This is a genomic window from Mycobacterium sp. NGS45, from assembly GCF_059812645.1.
On record NZ_JCALDB010000023.1, the window covers coordinates 1 to 19270 of the forward strand.

At 69.9% G+C, this 19270-nt stretch carries 17 protein-coding genes; 1 reads left to right on the forward strand and 16 read right to left on the reverse strand.

The genetic code is table 11. The features are described from left to right. Positions 1 to 225: 225 nt before the first annotated feature. From tyrS to AC5Y3P_RS18685, 6 genes are all read right to left on the reverse strand, one after another. Positions 226 to 1518, reverse strand: a complete 1293-nt coding sequence (gene tyrS, locus AC5Y3P_RS18660) for a tyrosine--tRNA ligase (protein WP_500047420.1) — start codon at positions 1516 to 1518, stop codon at positions 226 to 228. A gap of 30 nt (positions 1519 to 1548) precedes the next feature. Continuing rightward, a complete protein-coding gene (locus tag AC5Y3P_RS18665) occupies positions 1549 to 2157 on the reverse strand; it encodes a DNA-3-methyladenine glycosylase (protein WP_500047485.1) in 609 nt (202 codons plus the stop codon). A gap of 27 nt (positions 2158 to 2184) precedes the next feature. Then, positions 2185 to 2688, reverse strand: a complete 504-nt coding sequence (locus AC5Y3P_RS18670; protein ID WP_500047421.1) for a DUF2505 domain-containing protein — start codon at positions 2686 to 2688, stop codon at positions 2185 to 2187. Then, complete coding sequence (locus AC5Y3P_RS18675) at positions 2688 to 2897, reverse strand: Trm112 family protein (protein WP_500047422.1); 210 nt, start codon at positions 2895 to 2897, stop codon at positions 2688 to 2690. Before AC5Y3P_RS18675 ends, AC5Y3P_RS18670 begins: the two co-directional genes overlap by 1 nt. Before the next feature lie 25 nt (positions 2898 to 2922). Next, on the reverse strand, positions 2923 to 3438 hold the full coding sequence (locus tag AC5Y3P_RS18680) for a hypothetical protein (protein ID WP_500047423.1): 516 nt from the start codon (positions 3436 to 3438) through the stop codon (positions 2923 to 2925). A 103-nt stretch (positions 3439 to 3541) separates the two neighbouring features. Next, on the reverse strand, positions 3542 to 6517 hold the full coding sequence (locus AC5Y3P_RS18685; RefSeq protein ID WP_500047424.1) for an acyl-CoA synthetase: 2976 nt from the start codon (positions 6515 to 6517) through the stop codon (positions 3542 to 3544). Between the two features lie 135 nt (positions 6518 to 6652). Here AC5Y3P_RS18685 and AC5Y3P_RS18690 point away from each other — a divergent pair, with 135 nt between their 5' ends. Next, on the forward strand, positions 6653 to 8437 hold the full coding sequence (locus tag AC5Y3P_RS18690; protein ID WP_500047425.1) for an ABC-F family ATP-binding cassette domain-containing protein: 1785 nt from the start codon (positions 6653 to 6655) through the stop codon (positions 8435 to 8437). Here AC5Y3P_RS18690 and AC5Y3P_RS18695 read toward each other — a convergent pair whose 3' ends face one another. The 10 genes from AC5Y3P_RS18695 to argC form a co-directional block, all read right to left on the reverse strand. Continuing rightward, positions 8438 to 9319 (reverse strand): alpha/beta hydrolase, encoded by an 882-nt coding sequence (locus tag AC5Y3P_RS18695; RefSeq protein WP_500047426.1) that lies wholly within the window; start codon positions 9317 to 9319, stop codon positions 8438 to 8440. Between the two features lie 9 nt (positions 9320 to 9328). Beyond that, positions 9329 to 10798 carry a tetratricopeptide repeat protein gene (locus AC5Y3P_RS18700; protein ID WP_500047427.1) on the reverse strand — a complete coding sequence of 490 codons (1470 nt, stop codon included), beginning with the start codon at positions 10796 to 10798 and terminating at the stop codon, positions 9329 to 9331. 6 nt (positions 10799 to 10804) lie between these two features. Next, complete coding sequence (argH, locus tag AC5Y3P_RS18705; protein ID WP_500047428.1) at positions 10805 to 12217, reverse strand: argininosuccinate lyase; 1413 nt, start codon at positions 12215 to 12217, stop codon at positions 10805 to 10807. A gap of 4 nt (positions 12218 to 12221) precedes the next feature. Next, a complete protein-coding gene (locus AC5Y3P_RS18710; protein WP_500047429.1) occupies positions 12222 to 13421 on the reverse strand; it encodes an argininosuccinate synthase in 1200 nt (399 codons plus the stop codon). A gap of 62 nt (positions 13422 to 13483) precedes the next feature. After that, positions 13484 to 13987: an arginine repressor gene (locus AC5Y3P_RS18715; protein WP_500047430.1), complete on the reverse strand. Its 504-nt coding sequence runs from the start codon at positions 13985 to 13987 to the stop codon at positions 13484 to 13486. After that, the gene (argF, locus tag AC5Y3P_RS18720; protein WP_500047486.1) at positions 13984 to 14907 is read right to left on the reverse strand and encodes an ornithine carbamoyltransferase; all 924 of its coding nucleotides are present in this window, start codon (positions 14905 to 14907) and stop codon (positions 13984 to 13986) included. The genes AC5Y3P_RS18715 and argF overlap by 4 nt, the downstream gene beginning before the upstream one ends. 2 nt (positions 14908 to 14909) lie before the next feature. Continuing rightward, a complete protein-coding gene (locus tag AC5Y3P_RS18725) occupies positions 14910 to 16103 on the reverse strand; it encodes an acetylornithine transaminase (protein WP_500047431.1) in 1194 nt (397 codons plus the stop codon). Continuing rightward, positions 16100 to 16999, reverse strand: coding sequence for an acetylglutamate kinase (gene argB, locus AC5Y3P_RS18730; RefSeq protein WP_500047432.1), 900 nt, complete (start codon positions 16997 to 16999; stop codon positions 16100 to 16102). The genes AC5Y3P_RS18725 and argB overlap by 4 nt, the downstream gene beginning before the upstream one ends. Continuing rightward, positions 16996 to 18219: a bifunctional glutamate N-acetyltransferase/amino-acid acetyltransferase ArgJ gene (gene argJ / locus AC5Y3P_RS18735; RefSeq protein WP_500047433.1), complete on the reverse strand. Its 1224-nt coding sequence runs from the start codon at positions 18217 to 18219 to the stop codon at positions 16996 to 16998. Before argJ ends, argB begins: the two co-directional genes overlap by 4 nt. After that, positions 18216 to 19262 carry an N-acetyl-gamma-glutamyl-phosphate reductase gene (argC, locus tag AC5Y3P_RS18740; protein WP_500047434.1) on the reverse strand — a complete coding sequence of 349 codons (1047 nt, stop codon included), beginning with the start codon at positions 19260 to 19262 and terminating at the stop codon, positions 18216 to 18218. Before argC ends, argJ begins: the two co-directional genes overlap by 4 nt. Positions 19263 to 19270 lie beyond the last annotated feature (8 nt).

A 19270-nucleotide genomic window follows, 5' to 3' on the forward strand; every position in this document is an offset into this window, starting at 1 on the left:
GCCGAGCTTGTTTGCCTTCCCGGCTCGGCCGCGCACAAACCCCGCGACCAAAAAGGCCGCGAACTTCATGAGCGGACTAGTAGGAACACCCTGGTTGCCAGGGTTATTCCCGGGGAGGCCGTCGCGCTCTCCGGCTGGGCCGTGTCGCGGCGACGTGGAATAAGTTACGTCGTTGGAAACAGGGAGTCAAATCGGCTGGTAGACGCGTTTTTCGGCCCCTCGGGATCAACTCTGCCGAGTCGTCACACGCTGCACTCCGGCCACATTGCGCTTGCCCCGCCGGAGCACCAACCAGCGGCCGTGCAGGAAGTCCGAGCCGGCCGGTGTCCACTCGTCACTGGTGATCCGGACGTTGTTGACCGAGACCCCGCCCTCGGCGATGGTGCGGCGCGCCGCACCTTTGCTGGCCGACAGGCCGGAGGCCACCAGCAGGTCGACAATGCCGTCGGGCCCACCCGGTGCCAATTCGGCCACCTCGTCGTTGGCTGCCTCCCGCAACGCGGCCGCCAGCGTGGGTTCGTCCAGATCGGTCAGCTCACCGCGGCCGAACAGCGCTTGGCTGGCATGTTCGACGGCCGCCGTGGCGGCCGCGCCGTGCACCAGCGTGGTCAACTCCTGGGCCAGCCGGCGTTGCGCTGCCCGCTGGTGCGGCCGGTTTGCCGTGGCGTCCTCCAGCTCGGCGAGTTCGTCCGGATCGAGGAAGGTGAACCAGCGCAGGTAGCGCACGACGTCGGCGTCGGCGGTGTTGACGAAGTACTGGTACCAGGCATACGGACTGGTCAGCTCCGGATCCAGCCACAAGCTGCCGCCGCCGGTGGACTTGCCGAATTTGGTGCCGTCGGCCGCGGTCACCAGCGGAACCGTCAGCGCGTGCACCGAACTGCCGGCCACCTGCCGCACCAGCCGCACACCGGCGATGATGTTGCCCCACTGATCGGAGCCGCCGATCTGCAGTGTGCAGCCGTGCCGCCGGTGCAATTGCACGTAGTCGTTGGCCTGCAACAGCATGTAGCTGAACTCGGTGTAGGAGATGCCATCGCCTTCGAGCCGGCGTCGGACGGTGTCCCGGTCCAACATCACATTGACCGAGAAGTGCTTGCCCAGGTCACGCAGGAACTCGATGGCCGACAGCTCGGCGGTCCAGGTCAAGTTGTTCTCGACGATGGCGCCGGTCGCCGATTCGTCGAAGTCGACGAACCGCTCCAGCTGTCCGCGGATGCGTTCGGCCCACTCGGCGACAGTGTCGGCGGAGTTCAGCGTGCGCTCCCCCACGTCGCGAGGATCGCCGATCAACCCGGTGGCTCCGCCGGCCAGCACGATCGGGCGATGCCCGGCCTGTTGGAAGCGCCGCAATGTCAGCAGCGGCACCAGGTGCCCGGCGTGCAGGCTGGGCGCGGTGGGGTCGAACCCGGCGTAGACGGTCATGGGCGGGCTCGCGGCCGCTGCCGCGAGGGTGTCGAGGTCAGTTGATTGCGCGATCAGCCCGCGCCACTGCAACTCATCGAGGATCGTGGCCATGACTGCAATCTTCGCGCACCGGGTGCGGTCTCAGTCGCTGAGCCCGGCAGCCGGGGCGCGCGGGCTGCGCCGATACGCCGAGACTTCGGGATGACCCGGCAGCCAGAACCGCCAGCGCCGATCAGCGGCCTTGCTCACCCCGACGCGCGGTCCGTCGACCGCACCGGCTGCCGGGTTCAGCTCGAGGCGAACCGGCGAATCCGCATCGAACAAATCGATTCCGTTGTCCGGCAGGGCAATACCCAGAGCCGAGCACAGGTTCCCCGGCCCACGGCCCAAGGCGGGCTCGGTGACCGGTCCGCGCCGAGCCTGCGCCCGGGCCAACCCGGTCTGGATCTGCACGGCCCGCAGCAGCACCGCGGCCGCCGTCCCGGTCGGGCCACATGCCACGTTGGCGCACACGTGAATGCCGTGGCTGCGATAGGTGTAGAGATGGCCGGCCGGACCGAACATCACCTGGTTGCGCGGTGTGGGTCCGCGGTAGGAGTGCGCGGCCGGGTCCGGCCAGGGCCCGTCCGGCACCCCGCCATAGGCTTCGACCTCGACGATCCGCGCCGACACCCCGCGTCCGTGCAGCGTGGCGCCCAGGATCCGGCGGGCCGCCGTGAGTGGATCGACCCGCAGCGAATCTGCATCCAGCACTGCGTCTCCCGCCCGGCACCCCGGTCAGCTGTTCCGGCTGATCCATTCGGTCGTGAAGCGCTGCACCTCGGGAATCTCCTCGGCGATCTGCCCCACGATGTACTTCTCGATGCGCCCACCGAGCAGCGGGATCTTGACCTCCAGCTTGCCCTTGAGCGACATCCGGGAGCCGCCCGGCGCCGGCTCCAGCGCGGCGGTCCCCCGGCCCGACGCCGGCACCCCGACGGCGGAGATGATCAGCTCGGCGGTGGCCCGCCCGTCCGTGGGTGGCTGCCAGGTCTCGGCGCGGGTCACCTTGGCTTCGCCGGGCGCCAGGCCGGCGAATGCGGACGGCAGCGTGGCCCGCCGCAGGTCCTGCACGGTGGTGACCGCGATACTGCCGTCCGGACTGACCTCGAGCAGTTCCAGCGTCATACTGCCGCCGTAGGTGGCAAGCCGATCGTGCCAGTACTGCTCGGTGCCCAGTGCGGCGTACACATCGTGCACACTGGCCGCGGTCTCCACCGATACGTCGAAGGGGCTGGCCATCACGACCTTCCGGGTTCGGCCGCCGCCACCAGACGCTGATGTTCGGCGTCGTCGACGTCGCGCGCCTCGTCGATCAACAGCACCGGGATGCCCTCGTCGATCCGGTAGGCGCGGCGCAACCTGGGGTTGTACAAAAGCCCGTCGACGTGCAGTAAAGGGCCTCGGTCGGCCGGGCACACAAGGATGGCCAGCAGCTTGTCGTCGAGCACCGGATCAGGTTAGCCCAAGCGGGACTCAGCCGACCGGTTGCGTGATCGTGCCGCCGGGATTGATCCCGAAGGTGCCCAGCGTGCCCGGGTTCTGCGGGTCGTACTGGTTGATCCCGATGGTGAACGGACTCTCCGGTTCGGCCATCTGCTGCTGCTTCTTCTGCTGATAGGCCAGCGTCTCCTTGAGCGCCTGCACCAACGGACCCTGATTCGGTCGGTAGTCGAGCGCCTTGACGATGGCTTCCTTATTGGCCTTCGACGGCATGTAGCCCGCGGCGCGGTATTTCTGCACCTCGCGGATCAGGTTTGACACCTGCCCGCCACCGGCGCCGGTGTCGTAGTCGCGAGAGATGATCGCCAGCGCTTCCTCGGCGGTCTGCGGCTTGTCTTCTTCGGCCAGCGGGCCGGTCTCGGTGGCGCCGTCGGCGGTCTGGGTGGCCGGATCAACCGGTTCGGCCGGGTCGGCGTGGGCGGTGCCGATGCCGCCCAGCAGACCGGCAGCCAGTGCCGCAGCCGCCAGCGCAGCGCGCAAATCCGTCATCAATGTCCTCCAGCCGAAGTCACGGGCAGCCTAACAGCGCTGTCGGTCCCCGGCACGGCATCGTTACGGCCCAGGGCGACCCCACGGCGACCTCAGGACGACCTCAGTGCGACGCCAGCAGCTTCGTCCGCGCCGCCGCCGTCAGCCGCTTGTAGGTCTCGCTGTCGGCATCGAAGTACCAGGACTGCCGGGACGCCTTGGGCACGCCGGCCTTGGTGAGCTCACCCACGCTGGGCCGGTAGGTCGCCGACAACGGCAGCTCCGGCACCACGTGGATGACATCCGGCGCGGCTCCGACCGGCAGCTCGGCGAGCGCGTCGGTGAGGTCGGCGGCGGTGACGCTGGCGCCGGGCCGCAGGGTCAGCGCGGTCACCGCGAGCTGTTCGCCGTCGGGACCGTCGACGCCGTAGGTGACCGCCAGGTCGACCGCCGTGATCAGGCTCACCGCGTCGGTGATCTGCTCGGGCAGCACCGCGCCGCGCGGGCCGTGGATCACCCCGACCCGGGTGCCGACCAGCCAGTAGTCACCGTCGGCGTCGCGCCGGAACAGCGATTCGGCGGCCACCCAGGTGTCGGCGGGGGCGAACACGCCGCGCTTGACCGAGGCGGTCGGGTCGATCGGGCCCCGCGGCTGCGCCAGCAGCACCCCGACCTCGTCGACCCCGGCGCGGCGCACGAAACCGTCGTCGGCCTCGAGGATCAGATCGCTGTCCGGGCTGTAGGCCGCCAGCTCGACGTGCCCGCCCCCGGGCAGCGGGCGGCCCTTGCTGCCCACCTTGGAGCCGGTGACGTTGGCCAGCACGGCCTGCCCGTCGGTGGTGGCGAAGAACTCCACCACCCGGGCCGGATCGAAGGTCTCGCAGACCCGCTGCCACAGCCCGGTCGGCATACCGGAGCCGATGAACAGCCGCACCGGGTGGTTGCCGTGCAGCTCGAACTCCGGGTCGTCGATCACCTCGCGCAGCATCGCCCAGGTGTAGGTGACCACGGTGACGCCGTACTGACGCAGTTCGTGCACGAACCGGTCCGGGCGCAGCCCCCGCGACAGCGCGATCCGGGCCCCGCCGACCACGGCCCCGCCCAGCGCCACCAGCAGGCCGGACTGGTGATGCAGCGGGGTCAGGCAGTACACGGTGTCGTTGCGCCCCAGTGCGGCCGTGGATGCGGTACCGAACGCCGACAGCGCCCAGCGGAAGTTGGTGATCTGCTTGGCCACCAACTCGCCGCGCACCGTGCTGAACGCGACGAACGCCTGGTCCCGGGCCAGCCCCGGGTTGGGCCGGTACCAGCCGGGCAGCTCGACCTGGTCGGGGTCGATCTGCTCCATGTCGATGACGTCGGCGCCCTCGGCCAGGTTCAGGTCTCGGCTCTCGCCGCCGCCGAGCACCAGCACCTGCAGCGAAAGTTGGCTTGCCGCTTCCAGATTGGGTGGGTCGGTGAGGATCTCCGAGACTCCACCCAGTCGGGCGGCCTCGGCCAGGTCACCGTCCGGCGGCATCAGCACCGCGACCGCACCCAGCCGGGACAGCGCCGCGATGGCCACCAGCGCCGACGGGCGGGTCTCCATCAGCAGCCCGACGTGGTCACCTTGGCGGATACCCACTTCGATCAGGCCCCGGACCACGTTGTCGATCCGCCGGTCCACCGCCTCGTAGGTGTGTACCCGGCCGTCGAACAACAAGAACTCGCCGTCGGGTGAATTGCGCGCCTGCTCGGCCACGATCCGGCCCAGCGAGATCCGGGTGTGGTCGTTGATCTGCCCGAGCCGGGCCAGCCGCGGCAGCGTGCGCGCGGTCTCCACGGCCAGCGTCCGGGCCGACTTGCCGGCGTAGCCGATCGCGTCGGCGGCACCGCGGGCCAACTCCAGGGCGGCCTCGGAGACCTCCCCCACCCCGTGCGCGACGCGCGCGGTGAACGGCACCCCGTGACTGTCGACATTTTCCGGGACGTGCTCTTCCATCGGCAGCACGTTGGCCGGTTGCGGCACCTGCCCGGCCAGCCACAGCACCCAGTCGGTCACCGTCGGCCAGGTGATCTCGGTGGCCTTGGAGCCGACCACCAAACCGAAATGCCCGGCCCGCAGCGTTGTTTCGTAAACATCCGCCTTCGGTGCGGCCTTCAGGATGCCGCGCACCGAGATCGGCTGGCCGATGTCGTCGACCTCGCCGATGAACGCCAGGATCGGGCAGGTGATGTCGGTCAGCGTGACCATCTGACCGTTGATCGCGAAACCGCCGGTCATCATCCGGTTGTGCGCGATGAACTGTTTGAGCAGCTCCGAGATCGCCGGCCCCGACCAGGCGATCCAGCCGTCGTTGTCCAGGAACCGGCGCTGCTGCTCGCGCGGCAGCAACGCTTCCCGGTCGTGCAGTTGACGCAGGAAGTCCAGCCGGGCCTTGGCGGTCTTGATCGGGTCCATCATCTGGAAGCCGGTGCGCGCCATCCAGCCCTGGATGTCGAGTCGGCTGAACACGTGGTCGGCCATGAAGTCGGCGGCCACCGCGCCCAGGTTCGGGGGGATGCCCATCGGCAGCGCCGCCAGCGTGTCCACCGGGGAGCCGAACGCGATGATGCTGGCCAGATCCTTGCTGCTCCGGTAGGCCGCGACCTGGTAGCACCACATGCCGCCCTGCGAATAGCCGGCCAGGTGCACGTCTTCACCGGTGACCTGCTTGACGGTGTCGATCGCCGCGCTCAGCGCCACCACGTGATCGGCCAGCGTGCGCTGCATGCCGCCCTCGACCTTGTCCGGTTCGCCGAAGTCGATCACCCAGGGGTCGATCCCGGCCTCGTGCAGGAAGCCGACGGCGCCGGCTTCCCGGCTGACGTCCCACATGTTGGCCGACATCATCATCGGGTGCACCATCAGCACTGGCGGTCCGACCTGTGCCTTGCCCGGGCGGCTGTCCGGCGGGAAGTAGCGGCGCAACTTGTACATCGGCACCGAGTCGACGATCTGGTACGGCGAGGGCACGCTGTCGGTCTCCAGACCGCCCAGCCGCAACACCTCCAGGCCGTTCTGCGCCGTCGCCAGCAAACGTTCCACCGGCGACGTGATGGCCGACAAGTTGAACTCCACGCGCGCGTTCCCCCTAAAGGATTGACCTGTGCGTCTACCGCCCCGACGGTTTGCCCATTCTGACACACCCTGCCGTGTCCCATTCCCGGCGTGTCGCGAACGGCGCGCACCCTACGACTAGGGTTGGGCACCGCTATGGCACACCTACTCGGCGCTGAAGAACTGCACCTGCAGTACCCCACGCAGACCGTGTTCGAATCGGTGTCGCTGGGCATCGACGAGGGCGACCGGATCGGGGTCGTGGGCCGCAACGGCGACGGCAAGTCCAGCCTGCTGCGCATGCTCACCGGTTCGCTGACCCCGGTTTCCGGTCGGGTCACCCGGCGCAGCGGCCTGCGGGTGGGTGCCCTCGAGCAGGCCGATGTGCTCGACGACGACGCCACCGTCGGGCAGGCCCTGGTCGGTGACGTCGCCGAACACGTCTGGGCCGGCAACCCGCGGGTGCGCGACGTGGTCGCCGGCCTGGTCGCCGACATCGGCTTCGACACCGTGATCTGCACCCTGTCCGGCGGGCAACGCCGCCGGGTGCAGTTAGCCGCGCTGCTGATCGAGGATTGGGACGTCATCACGCTCGATGAACCCACCAACCACCTCGACATCGAAGGCATCACCTGGCTGGCCGAGCATCTGAAGAGTCGGTGGTCGCGCGGCGGCGGCGGACTGTTGGTGGTCACCCACGACCGCTGGTTCCTCGACGAGGTGGCGACCACCACCTGGGAGGTGCACGACGGCATCGTCGAACCGTTCGAGGGTGGTTACGCCGCCTACGTGTTGCAGCGGGTGGAACGCGACCGGGTCGCGGCGGTCGCCGAAGCCAAACGGCAGAACCTGATGCGCAAGGAACTGGCCTGGCTGCGGCGCGGCCCGCCGGCGCGCACCTCCAAACCCAAGTTCCGCATCGACGCGGCTACCGCGCTGATCGCCGATGTGCCGCCGCTGCGCAATCAGGTCGAATTGGCCAGGCTGGCCACTGCGCGGCTCGGCAAGGACGTGATCGACCTGCTGGACGTGTCGGTCGGCTACGACGGACGCCAGGTGCTGCGCGACGTCGAGTGGCGGATCGCGCCGGGTGAGCGCACCGGCATCGTCGGCGCCAACGGCGCCGGCAAGTCCACGCTGCTGGGTTTGATCGCCGGCACCGTGACCCCGGACTCCGGCCGGGTCAAACGCGGCAAGACGGTGCGGCTCGCCATGCTCGACCAGCAGGCCGGCATCCTGGCCGGCGTCGAGGACGATCTGGTCCGCGAGGTGCTGGGCAGGCTGCGCACCGACTACCGGGTGGACGGCCGGGAGCAGACGCCGACCCAGCTGCTGGAGCGGTTGGGCTTTGGCCGCCAACATCTTTCATCGCGGGTGTCCGATTTGTCCGGTGGTCAGCGCCGGCGGTTGCAGTTGATGCTGACGCTGCTCGAAGAACCCAACGTGCTGGTGCTCGACGAACCGACCAACGACGTCGACACCGACATGCTGACCGCGACCGAGGACCTGCTGGACTCCTGGCCGGGCACCTTGATCGTGGTCTCGCACGACCGCTACCTGCTGGAACGGGTCACCGACCAGCAGTACGCCATCCTGGACGGACGGCTGCGCCACCTGCCCGGCGGCATCGACGAGTACCTGAAGCTGTCCGCCCGACGTCCCCCGCCGAACCGGGCGGCGTCCAGCCAGGCCGCCGCGCCCCAGGCCGGGTCCGGCTTGACCGGGGCCGAGCAGCGGGCCGTCGAGAAGGAGATCACCTCGATTGACCGGGCGTTGGCCAAGCTGGCGGCCCGGATCTCGGCCAAACACGACGAGATGGCCGCCCACGATCAGTCCGATCACGTCGGTCTGGCGACCTTGACCGCCGAGTTGCGGGCGCTCGAAGACGAGGTGGCCGAGCGGGAGGCACGCTGGCTGGAGCTGTCCGAGAAGCTGGAGTGATCAGCCGCCGGTCAGCACCCGCTGCAGGAAGGTGATCTGGTCCGCGCAAACCCGGCGGCGCACGTCCTCGCGGTAGAAGTCGAAGTGCGCGACCGGGTAGCGCAGCACGGTGGCCTGCGGTGCCCCCTCGGCCAGCCCGACGGCCAGCTCGGGTGGGGTTTCGGCGTCGTGGTCGGCCACGCAGACCAGCAGCGGGCAGCGCAGCTTCGGCGCGAATTTACCTGGCCGGTAACGCATCATCTCCAGCAGCCCGCGCGGGGCCACCTGGTTGCGCCAGGTGGCGCTGGCCATCCCGGCGATCGCCTGCTCGGCCTGCGGTCCGGTCATCACCGCCAGCTCGCCGGTGGCACCGACGGCCGGCAGATAGCGCGGGGCGCGGCCGGCCTTGCCGCGCAGCCAGTCCTGCACCATGATCGCCAGCAACCGCAGCGTGGTCGCCGTTGAGCGGCCCTCGACCTTGCGCGGGAAGCCGTTGAACGGCACCTGCGCCACCACCGCGGCCACCCGCGAATCGCGGGCCCCCGCGCTGACCACGTGCCCACCGCCCAGCGACGTGCCCCACAGCGCCACCCGGTGGCCGAGCACTCCGTCGATTCGGCGGACCCGGGCCAGCGCCGCGGCGATGTCGTCGAGTTGCCCTTCGATGGCGACCACTTGCCTTGGCTCACCGCCGCTTTCACCGAAGCTGCGGTAGTCGAAGGTGATCGCGTGCAAACCGGCCGCGGCGAAGTCCTCGGCGGTGGCCCGCATCGCCGGGGTGTCCTGGGTGCCACCGAATCCGTGGCACAGCAGTACTGCGGGCCGAGCGGTATCACCGGCCGCGCGGTACAGCTGGCCCACACCGGCCACGCCGCCGGAGCTGAACTCGATGCGTTCGGCCATCCCCCCACGCTAGCGCGGCGGCACCGACGGCAACTCGGGCAGCTCGAATGGTGGCAGCGGCGTGACGGTCGGGATCTCGATCCGGCCCGGTGACAGCGGACCCTCCCGGTACTTGAACTCGGCGGCCAGGCTGTGCTGACCGCACCAGATCAGCAGCCACCCGCAGCCGGCGATGAACACCGTCGCGAACACCACCCGCACCAGCCGGTACCACCACGACACCCGCAGCCGCAGGATCGCGATCAGCGTGACCTCCGCGGACAGCACGGCCGCCACGATCGGCACCAGCATCAGCGCGAACCACAGGGCGCCGGGTTGGCGCGCGAAGCTCACCAGCGCCCAACCCAACCCGATCGGCACACCCAGCCCGACCATCCACAGCAGGAAGTTGCCGGTCCGGTCCTCCAGGTGGGTCACCGCGTCCACGTCGCCGCCGCGACGCACCCGGCCCAGCGTCACCAGCAGATGCGCCAGCCCGGCCAGCAGGCACGCGAAGATCAGCGTCTGATAGCCCAGCCGCACGGTCTGCGGGTTGAACCCGATCACGAACCACACCGGCGCGAAGTTGGCCAGCACGGCAGCCGCCCCGGCCAGCAGCACCCCGGATGCAGCAGCAGGGTTGCGCCACAACCGTTTCGACAGATAGTTGGACGGCAGCCGTTTGCGCAGCCGGCCGAACAGCTGCATCCAGTGCACGATCAGCGGCACCATCAGCAGCGGCGCCAGATACCGCAGCACACCCGGCGAGATCCACGCCGAGGCCAGGATCACGGCCAGCGCAAAGATCCAGACCCCGCTGGCCAAACGCGCGATGGTGCCGAACACCACCTCGGCCAGGGCGTGCCGGGCGGTGCCGCGGGTCGGGTTGGCGGCCAGGATGCGGGTCAACGCGGCAGCCCGGTCACCGGTGTAGGTCGCCTCGAGCGCCTTCATGGTCTGCAGCTCGACATGACCGGGGTCGATGGCCAGACCGGCGTCGACGAACTTGCGGGCGGCGGTCTGATCACCGAGGTCTTGGGCCACCTGGGCGGCCTGGTGGTGCATGTCGGCGTCATGCGGGGCCAGGGCCAGCGCCCGGTCCACCGCGGCGAACGCCTGCTGCGTGACACCGCGCCGAGAGGTGTTCCGGGACAGGCAGATCGCCAACAGCATGTGCGCGGTGGCCGCATCCGGGTCGAGTTCGGCGCCGGTGCGCGCCACCGCCAACGCCTCCTCGGTGCGCCCGTGCACCAGGTGCACGGCGGCCAGCACGGTGTAGGCGTTTCCGCCCACCCCCGGCTGCACCGCGACGGCCGACGACGCGGCCTGTTGCGCGGCGGCGAAGTCGTCTAGTTGCAGCGCGACCCAGGCCCGCAGGCTCAGCAGGTCGAAATGCTCCGGTTCGGTGCTCAGCCCGCGGTCGAGCAGTTCGGCGGCCTGGGCGTAGCGGCCCAGCCCGATCAGCAGCTCGGCGCGCTGCTCGATCTCCTCGGCATCCACCTCAGATCAGCGCTGCAGCCGTGCCCGCAGCCGCTCGATGGCGTCGTGCACCACCCCGAGTTGGGCCGCGACCTGCACCGGCGCGGTGCCGCCGCGCGCGTTGCGGGCGTCCACCGAGCCCTGCACGGTCAGCACCGCGCGCACCTCGGGGGTCAGCGCGGGGTTGATCGTGGCCAGTTCGTCGTCGGTGAGTTCATCGAGCCCGACCCCGCGGCCTTCGGCCACCCGGACCGCTTCGCCGGCGGCTTCGTGCGCGATTCGGAACGGAATGCCTTGGCGCACCATCCATTCGGCGATGTCGGTGGCCAGTGTGTAACCGGCCGGGGCCAGCGCGGCCATCCGTTCGGTGTCGAAGCTCAAGGTGCCGACCAGCCCGGCCATCGCCGGCAGCAGCAGCTCGAGTTGGGCCACCGAATCGAATACCGGCTCCTTGTCCTCCTGCAGGTCCCGGTTGTAGGCCAGCGGCTGCGCTTTGAGCGTGGCCAGCAGGCCGGTCAGGTTGCCGATCAACCGGCCGGACTTGCCGCGCGCCAGCTCGGCGATGTCCGGGTTCTTCTTCTGCGGCATGATCGAACTTCCGGTCGACCACGCGTCGTGCAGCGTCACATAACCGAACTCGGTGCTGCTCCACAAGATGATGTCCTCGGACAGCCGGGACAGATCGACCCCGATCTGGGCGAACACGAAGGCGGCTTCGGCCGCGAAATCGCGTGCGGCGGTGGCGTCCACCGAATTGTCGGCTGCCGAAGCGAAACCCAGGTCCGCGGCGATGGCGTCTGGGTCCAGGCCCAGTGACGAGCCGGCCAGCGCCCCGGAGCCGTACGGCGAGACTGCGGTGCGGTCGTCGAAGTCGGCCAGCCGGTCGACGTCGCGCAGCAGCGGGTGCGCGTGCGCCAGCAGGTGGTGCGCCAGCAGGATCGGCTGGGCGGCCTGCAGGTGGGTCTTGCCCGGCATGACCGCGGTCGGGTGCGCGGCGGCCTGCACGGTCAGCGCCGCGACCACCTCCAGCACCCCGTCGGCGACCCGGCGCACCGCGTCGCGCAGCCACATCCGGAACAGGGTGGCCACCTGGTCGTTGCGCGACCGGCCGGCGCGCAGCCGGCCGCCGAGTTCCGGACCGACCCGCTCGATCAGGCCGCGTTCCAGCGCGCCGTGCACGTCCTCGTCGGTGACCAGCGGCCCGAAGCTGCCGTCGGCGACGTCGGCGCCCAGGCTGTCCAGGCCGGCCAACAGGCCGTCGCGCTGCTCATCGGTGAGCAGACCGGCCTGGTGCAGCACCTTGGCATGCGCCTTGGACGCGGTGATGTCGTACGGCGCCAGCACCCAGTCGAAGTGGGTGGACTTGCTCAGCGCGGCCAGCGCCGCCGAGGGTCCGTCGGCGAACCGGCCGCCCCACAGCGAACCCTCGTTGGTGCTCACTGCGCTACCGGCCCAGATCCCGCTTGGCGGCGATCTTGGAGCTCAAGCCGTGGATGTTGACGAAGCCCTTGGCGTAGGACTGGTCGAAGGTGTCACCTTCGTCGTAGGTGGCCAGGTTGAAGTCGTAGAGCGACTCGCTGCTGCGCCGACCGTTGACGGCGATGTGCCCGCCGTGCAGCACCAACCGGACCTCACCGGACACGTGCTCCTGGGTGTGCCCGACGAATGCTTCCAGTGCGGACTTCAGCGGCGAGAACCACAGCCCGTCGTAGACCAGTTCGCCCCACTTCTGGTCGGTGTGCCGCTTGAACCGGCCCAACTCGCGTTCCAGCGTGACGTGCTCGAGTTCGGTATGCGCGGTGATCAGCACCATCGCGCCCGGGGCCTCGTAGATCTCCCGGCTCTTGATCCCGACCAACCGGTCCTCGACCACGTCGAGCCGACCCACGCCCTGCTCACCGGCGCGCCGGTTGAGTTCGACGATGGCCTCCAGCACCGTGACAGGGCGGCCGTCGATGGACACCGGCACACCCTTCTCGAAGCCGATGATCACCTCGTCGGGGGTGTTCCAGTTGATCGTCGGGTCCTGGGTGTAGTCGTAGACGTCCTTGGTGGGCGCATTCCACAGATGCTCGAGGAACCCGGTCTCCACGGCGCGGCCCCACACGTTCTGGTCGATCGAGAACGGTGAGCGCTTGGTGACGTTGATCGGGATCGCGTTCTCCTCGGCGAATGCGATCGCCTTTTCCCGGGTCCAGGCGTAGTCGCGGACCGGGGCGATCACCTCGAGGTCGGGCGCCAGCGAGCCGAAGCCCACCTCGAAGCGCACCTGATCGTTGCCCTTGCCGGTGCAGCCGTGTGCGACGATCCCGCCGCCGTGCTCACGGGCCGCGGCCACCAGATGCTTGACGATCAGCGGCCGGCTGATCGCCGACACCAGCGGGTAGCGGTCCATGTAGAGCGCATTGGACTGGATGGTGGGCAGGCAGTATTCCTCGGCGAACTCGTCGCGGGCGTCGACCACCACGGCTTCCACGGCGCCGCAGTCCAGCGCGCGCTGCCGGACCGCCCCCATGTCCTCGCCACCCTGGCCCAGGTCGATGGCGACGGCCACCACCTCGCGCCCGGTTTCCTTGCCGATCCAACTGATCGCCACTGAGGTGTCCAGGCCACCGGAATACGCCAGGATGACGCGTTCGGACATGAACCGATCTCCTTCTACTTGGTCGTGCTGAAAGCTAGTTGTTCTGTCGAGTTCTCGCGGGGCTACTGCAGTTCTTCGAACGTCTTGGCCAGTTCAGCCCCGGTCATGGGTTCGCGCGCCACCACCATGATGGTGTCGTCGCCGGCCACCGTCCCCACCACGTACGGCAACGCGGCCCGGTCGATGGCACTGGCCAGATAGTGTGCCGCACCGGGCGGGGTGCGCAGCACCGCGAGGTTGGCACTGGCGTCGGTGGACACCAGCAGATCGCCCAGCAGCCGGGTCAGCCGCTCGGTGCCGCCGGTCACGCCACGCACCGGGCTGCCGTCCTCGGGCACCACATAGGCGCCGCCGCCGCCGTCGGCACCGCGCAGTTTGACCGCGCCCAGCTCCTCGAGGTCACGCGACAGCGTGGCCTGGGTGACCTCGATGCCTTCGGCGGCCAGCAAGACGGCCAACTCGGCCTGGCTGTGCACCGACTGCGCGGACAGCAGCGCCACGATCCGGGCCTGCCGGCCGGCTCTGGTCGCTGCCACCTCGGGGGCGGCTTTGGCCGCGCGGCTCACCGTCGTTGCTCCAAAAGCCAAACCAGCAGGGCCTTTTGGGCATGCAGACGATTCTCAGCTTCGTCGAACACCGCGCTGTGCGGGCCATCGATCACCTCGTCGGTGATCTCGTCGCCGCGGTGCGCGGGCAGGCAGTGCAGCACGACGGCGTCGGCGGCCGCGCGACTCAGCAGGTCGGCGTTGACCTGGAACGGCCGGAACGGGCCCACCCGGTCCAGTCCGTCGTCCTCCTGCCCCATCGAGGTCCAGGTGTCGGTGACGACGACGTCGGCGCCGTCGGCCCCGTCGGCGGGGTCGGTGGTCAGGCGCACCACCGCACCGGTTTCGGCGCCGCGGCGCTGCGCCGCCGCGACCACGTCCGGGTCGGGGGTGAACCCTTCCGGGGCGGCGATCGTGACGTCGATCCCGGCGGTCACCCCGCCCAGCATCAGCGAGAGCGCCATGTTGTTGGCGCCGTCACCGAAGTAGGTCAGTTTCAGCCCGGCGAGTTTGGGTTTGCGCTCGGCCAGCGTCTGCAGGTCGGCGAGCACCTGACAGGGGTGGAACTCGTCGGAGAGCGCGTTGACGATCGGCACCGTGGCCCCGGCCGCCATCGCGGTCAGCCGGTCCTGGCCGAAGGTGCGCCACACGATGGCGTCGACGTAGCGGGACAACACCTTTCCGGTGTCCTCCAGGGTTTCGTCGCGGCCCAGCTGGGTGCTGCGGCCGTCCACCACGACGGCGTGCCCACCGAGTTGGGCGACGCCCATCTCGAACGAGAACCGGGTGCGGGTCGAGTTCTTGTCGAAGATCACCGCGACGCCGCGCGGGCCGTCGAGCGGACGCCGGCTGAACGGCGCGGCCTTGAGTTCGGCGGCCAGCGCCAGCACCTCGGCCTGCTCGGCCGGGCTGAGGTCGTCGTCGCGCAGGAAATGGCGGATGGTCACGCGGTGGCCTCCTTGGCGGTGTCGAGCACACCGGGCAGGGCGGTGAGGAACTCCTCGACCTGCGCCTCGGTGATGATCAGTGGCGGGGCCAACCGCACCACGTCGGCGGCCGCGGCGTTGACCAGGAAACCGGCGCTGCGCGCCGCGGTTTCGACGGCCTTGGCCTTCTCCTCGGTGAGCACCACACCCTGCAGCAGCCCGCGGCCGCGGACCCGATCGACCAGCGGGTGGCCGAGTTGCTCGATGCCGTGGCTCAGCGTCTTGCCCAGCGCCGCGGTGCGGGCCACCAGGTCTTCGTCGGCCAGCGTGCGCAGCACCGCCAGGGCGGCCGCGGTGCACACCGGGTTGCCGCCGAAGGTGCTGCCGTGCAGGCCCGGGGTCATCAGGTCGGCTGCCTTGCCGACCCCGATGCAGGCTCCGATCGGCAGCCCGCCGCCCAGCCCCTTGGCCAGGGTCACCACGTCGGGGGTGATGCCGTCGTGCTGATGCGCATAGAAGGTGCCGGTGCGGCCCACGCCGGTCTGCACCTCGTCGAGCACCAGCAGCGTGCCGTGTCCGGCGGTGATCTCGCGGGCGGCGGCCAGGTAGCCGGCCGGCGGCACCACGACGCCGCCCTCCCCCATGATCGGTTCCAGGAACACCGCCGCGGTCTGGTCGTCCACCGCGGCGGCCAGCGCGTCGACATCGCCGTAGGGCACGTGCGTGACGTCGCCGGGCAGCGGCGCGAACGGCGCCTGCTTGCTGGGCTGGCCGGTCAGCGCCAGCGAGCCCATCGTGCGGCCGTGGAAGGCGCCTTGGGCGGCAACCAGTTTGGTGCGGCCGGTGAGCCGGGTGATCTTGAACGCCACCTCGTTGGCCTCGGTGCCGGAGTTGCAGAAGAACACCCGGGCACCGGCTTCGGCGCCCAGTTGCGCTACCAGCGCCTCGGCCAGCGCGATGCCGGGCTCGGTGGCGTACAGGTTCGACACGTGGCCGAGGGTGTTGAGCTGGGTGGTGACGGCTTCGATGACGGCCGGGTGCCGGTGTCCGAGCAGGTTCACCGCGATGCCGCCGAGCAGGTCCAGGTAGGACTTGCCGTCGGCGTCGGTGACCACCGCACCGTCGCCGCTGACCAGGGCCACCGGCGGGGTGCCGTAGTTGTCCATCATCACCGCCGACCAGCGCTGCTGCAGTGCCTCGGTGGCCGTCATGACTGCTCCTCGGGCTGTACCTGGTTGACCACTTTGGTCCCGGTCCCTTCGTCACTGAACAACTCGACCAGCACGCAGTGTTCGACGCGGCCGTCGATGACGTGTGCGCTGCCCACTCCGCCGGCCACCGCGCGCAGGCAGGCCTCGATCTTGGGCACCATGCCGGACTCCAGGGTCGGCAGCAGCTGTGTCAGTGCGGCAGTGTCAATTTCGGTGACCAGCGATTCCCGGTTGGGCCAGTCGGTGTAGAGGCCCTCGACGTCGGTGAGCATCAGCAGCTTCTCGGCGCCGAGCGCTTCGGCCAGCGCAGCCGCGGCGGTGTCGGCGTTGATGTTGTGCACCACACCGTCGGCGTCCGGCGCGATGGTGGACACCACCGGGATGCGCCCGGCGGCGATCAGATCCCGCACCGCGGCGGTGTTCACCTTCTCCACGTCGCCGACCAGACCGATGTCGGTGGGCACGCCCTCGACGGTGACGCTGCGCCGCACCGCGGTGAACAGGTGCGCGTCCTCGCCGGTGATGCCGACCGCGTACGGGCCGTGCGCGTTGATCAGGTTGACCAGTTCCCGGCCCACCTGACCGAACAGCACCATCCGGACCACGTCGAGCACTTCCGGTGTGGTGACCCGGAATCCGCCCTTGAAGTCACCTTCGATGCCGAGTCGGTTCAGCATCGAGCTGATCTGCGGTCCGCCGCCGTGCACCACCACCGGCTTGATGCCGCAGTTGCGCAGGAACACCATGTCGTCGGCGAACGCGGCCTTGAGGGTGTCGTCGGTCATGGCGTTGCCGCCGTACTTGACCACGACGATCTGGCCGTGCAGTTGTTTGAGCCAGGGCAACGCCTCGGCCAGGATCGCGGCCTTCGTGGTGGTGGGTGTGAGTGTGCTCATGAGCTGTAGGCCGAGTTCTCTTCGACGTAGGCGTGCGACAGGTCGGTGGTCCGCACGCTGGCTTGCCCGGTTCCGGACGCCAGGTCGATGACGACGTCGATGTCGGCTCCGGACAGGTCGACTTCGCGCGCCCCGGGCGCGCCGGCGCCGTCGATGCAGACCGGTGATCCGTTGAACGACACACTGATCCGCTGCGGATCCAACGTCACCGGGGCGATGCCGACCGCGGCCAGCACCCGGCCCCAGTTCGGGTCGGAACCGAACAGCGCGGTCTTGACCAGGCTGTCGCGGGCCACGGCACGGGCCGCAACCAGGGCCTCGTCCTCGCTGACCGCGCCGACCACGGTGATCGTGATCCGTTTGCTGACGCCCTCGGCGTCGGCCTGCAGTTGCGCGCACAGGTCATCGCAGACCCGCAGCACCGCAGCGTCCAGATCGGCCTGGCTGGGCTTGATCTCGCTGGCACCGGAGGCCAGCAGCAGCACGGTGTCGTTGGTCGAGCAACTGCCGTCGATGTCGAGCCGGTCGAAGGTCAGCGCGGTGGCGCGGCGCAGCGCGGTGTCCAGCGCGGCCGCGTCGGCGACGGCGTCGGTGGTGAGCACCACCAGCATGGTGGCCAGCGACGGCGCCAGCATCCCGGCGCCCTTGGCCATCCCGCCCAGCACCCAGTTCTCGCCGGCGCCGATCTCATGGTGCAGCGCAACCTGTTTCGGCACGGTGTCGGTGGTCATGATGGCCCGGGCGGCTTCCTCGCCGCCGGACAGCCCGCCGGCCATCTCGTGCACGATCTCGACCACGCCGGCCGTCACCTTGTCCATCGGCAGCCGGTCCCCGATCAGTCCGGTGGAGCACACCGCGACCTCGATCGGGCCGGTCTCGGTGCCCCAGTCGCTGAGCGCGGCGGCCAGCGCCTCGGCGGTGGCGTGGGTGTCCTGGAAGCCCAGCGGCCCGGTGCACGCGTTGGCGCCGCCGGAGTTCAGGATCACCGCGCGCAACCGGCCATTGGACAGCACCTGCTGACTCCACAGCACCGGCGCGGCCTTGATCTGGTTGCGGGTGAACACCCCTGCCGCGGCGTAGTCCGGGCCCTCGTTGAACACCAGCGCCAGATCCGGCGCCCCGGAGGCCTTGATCCCGGCCGCGATCCCGGCCGCCCGGAACCCGGCGGCCGCGGTAACGCCTTGGGTGCGAATCAGTTTGGTGTTCGGTGTGGTCGTCACGGTGCCACTCCCACGATCGAAAGTCCCTCGGTCTCCGGCCAGCCCAGCGCCAGGTTCATCGACTGCACGGCGGCTCCGCCGGTGCCCTTGGCCAGGTTGTCGATCGCGCAGACCGCGACCAGGGTGCGCGCATCGGTGTCCACCGCGACCGCCAGCTGGGCGGCGTTGCTGCCGATCACCGAACCGGTGCGGGGCAGCTGCCCGTCGGGCAGCAGGTACACGAACGGTTCAGCGTCGTAAGCCTTTTCATAGGCGGCGCGGATCTCGTCGACGGAGGCGTCGGTGTGCGCGGTGCAGGTGGCCAGGATGCCGCGTGCGGTCGGGATCAACACCGGCGTGAACGACACCGTCACCTCGCTGTTGGTCACGGCGCGCAGCCCCTGCACGATTTCCGGGGTGTGCCGGTGCGCGCCGCCGATGTTGTAGGCGCGCGCCGAGCCGATCACCTCCGAGCCCAGCAGGTCGACCTTGGCGGCCCGGCCGGCACCGGAGGTGCCGCTGACCGCGACCACCGTGACGGCCGGCTCGATCAGGTCGGCGGCCAGCGCCGGGAACAGCGCCAGCACCGCCGCGGTCGGGTAGCAACCCGGCACCGCGACCCGCTTGCTGCCGCGCAGCGCGTCCCGCCCGCCTGGCAGTTCGGGCAGGCCGTAGGGCCAGGTGCCGGCGTGCGGCGAGCCGTAGAACCGCTGCCAGGCCTGCGGATCGGAGAGCCGGAAATCTGCGCCACAGTCGATCACCAGCACATCGGGGCCGAGCTGCTCGGCGATCTCGGCCGAGTGTCCGTGCGGCAGCGCCAGGAACACCACGTCGTGGCCGCGCAGCGTGTCGATGCTGGTGGGTTCCAGGACCCGCTGGGCCAGCGGCAGCAGGTGCGGGTGGTGCTCGCCCAGCGCGGTACCCGCACTGCTGGCCGCGGTCAGTGCGCCGATGCTCAATCGGCCGTCGGCGTAGCCCGGATGTCCGAGCAGTAGCCGCAGGATCTCACCGCCGGCGTAGCCGCTCGCGCCGGCCAGCGCCACTTTCGTCACCGCAGTTGCCATGCCTCGAT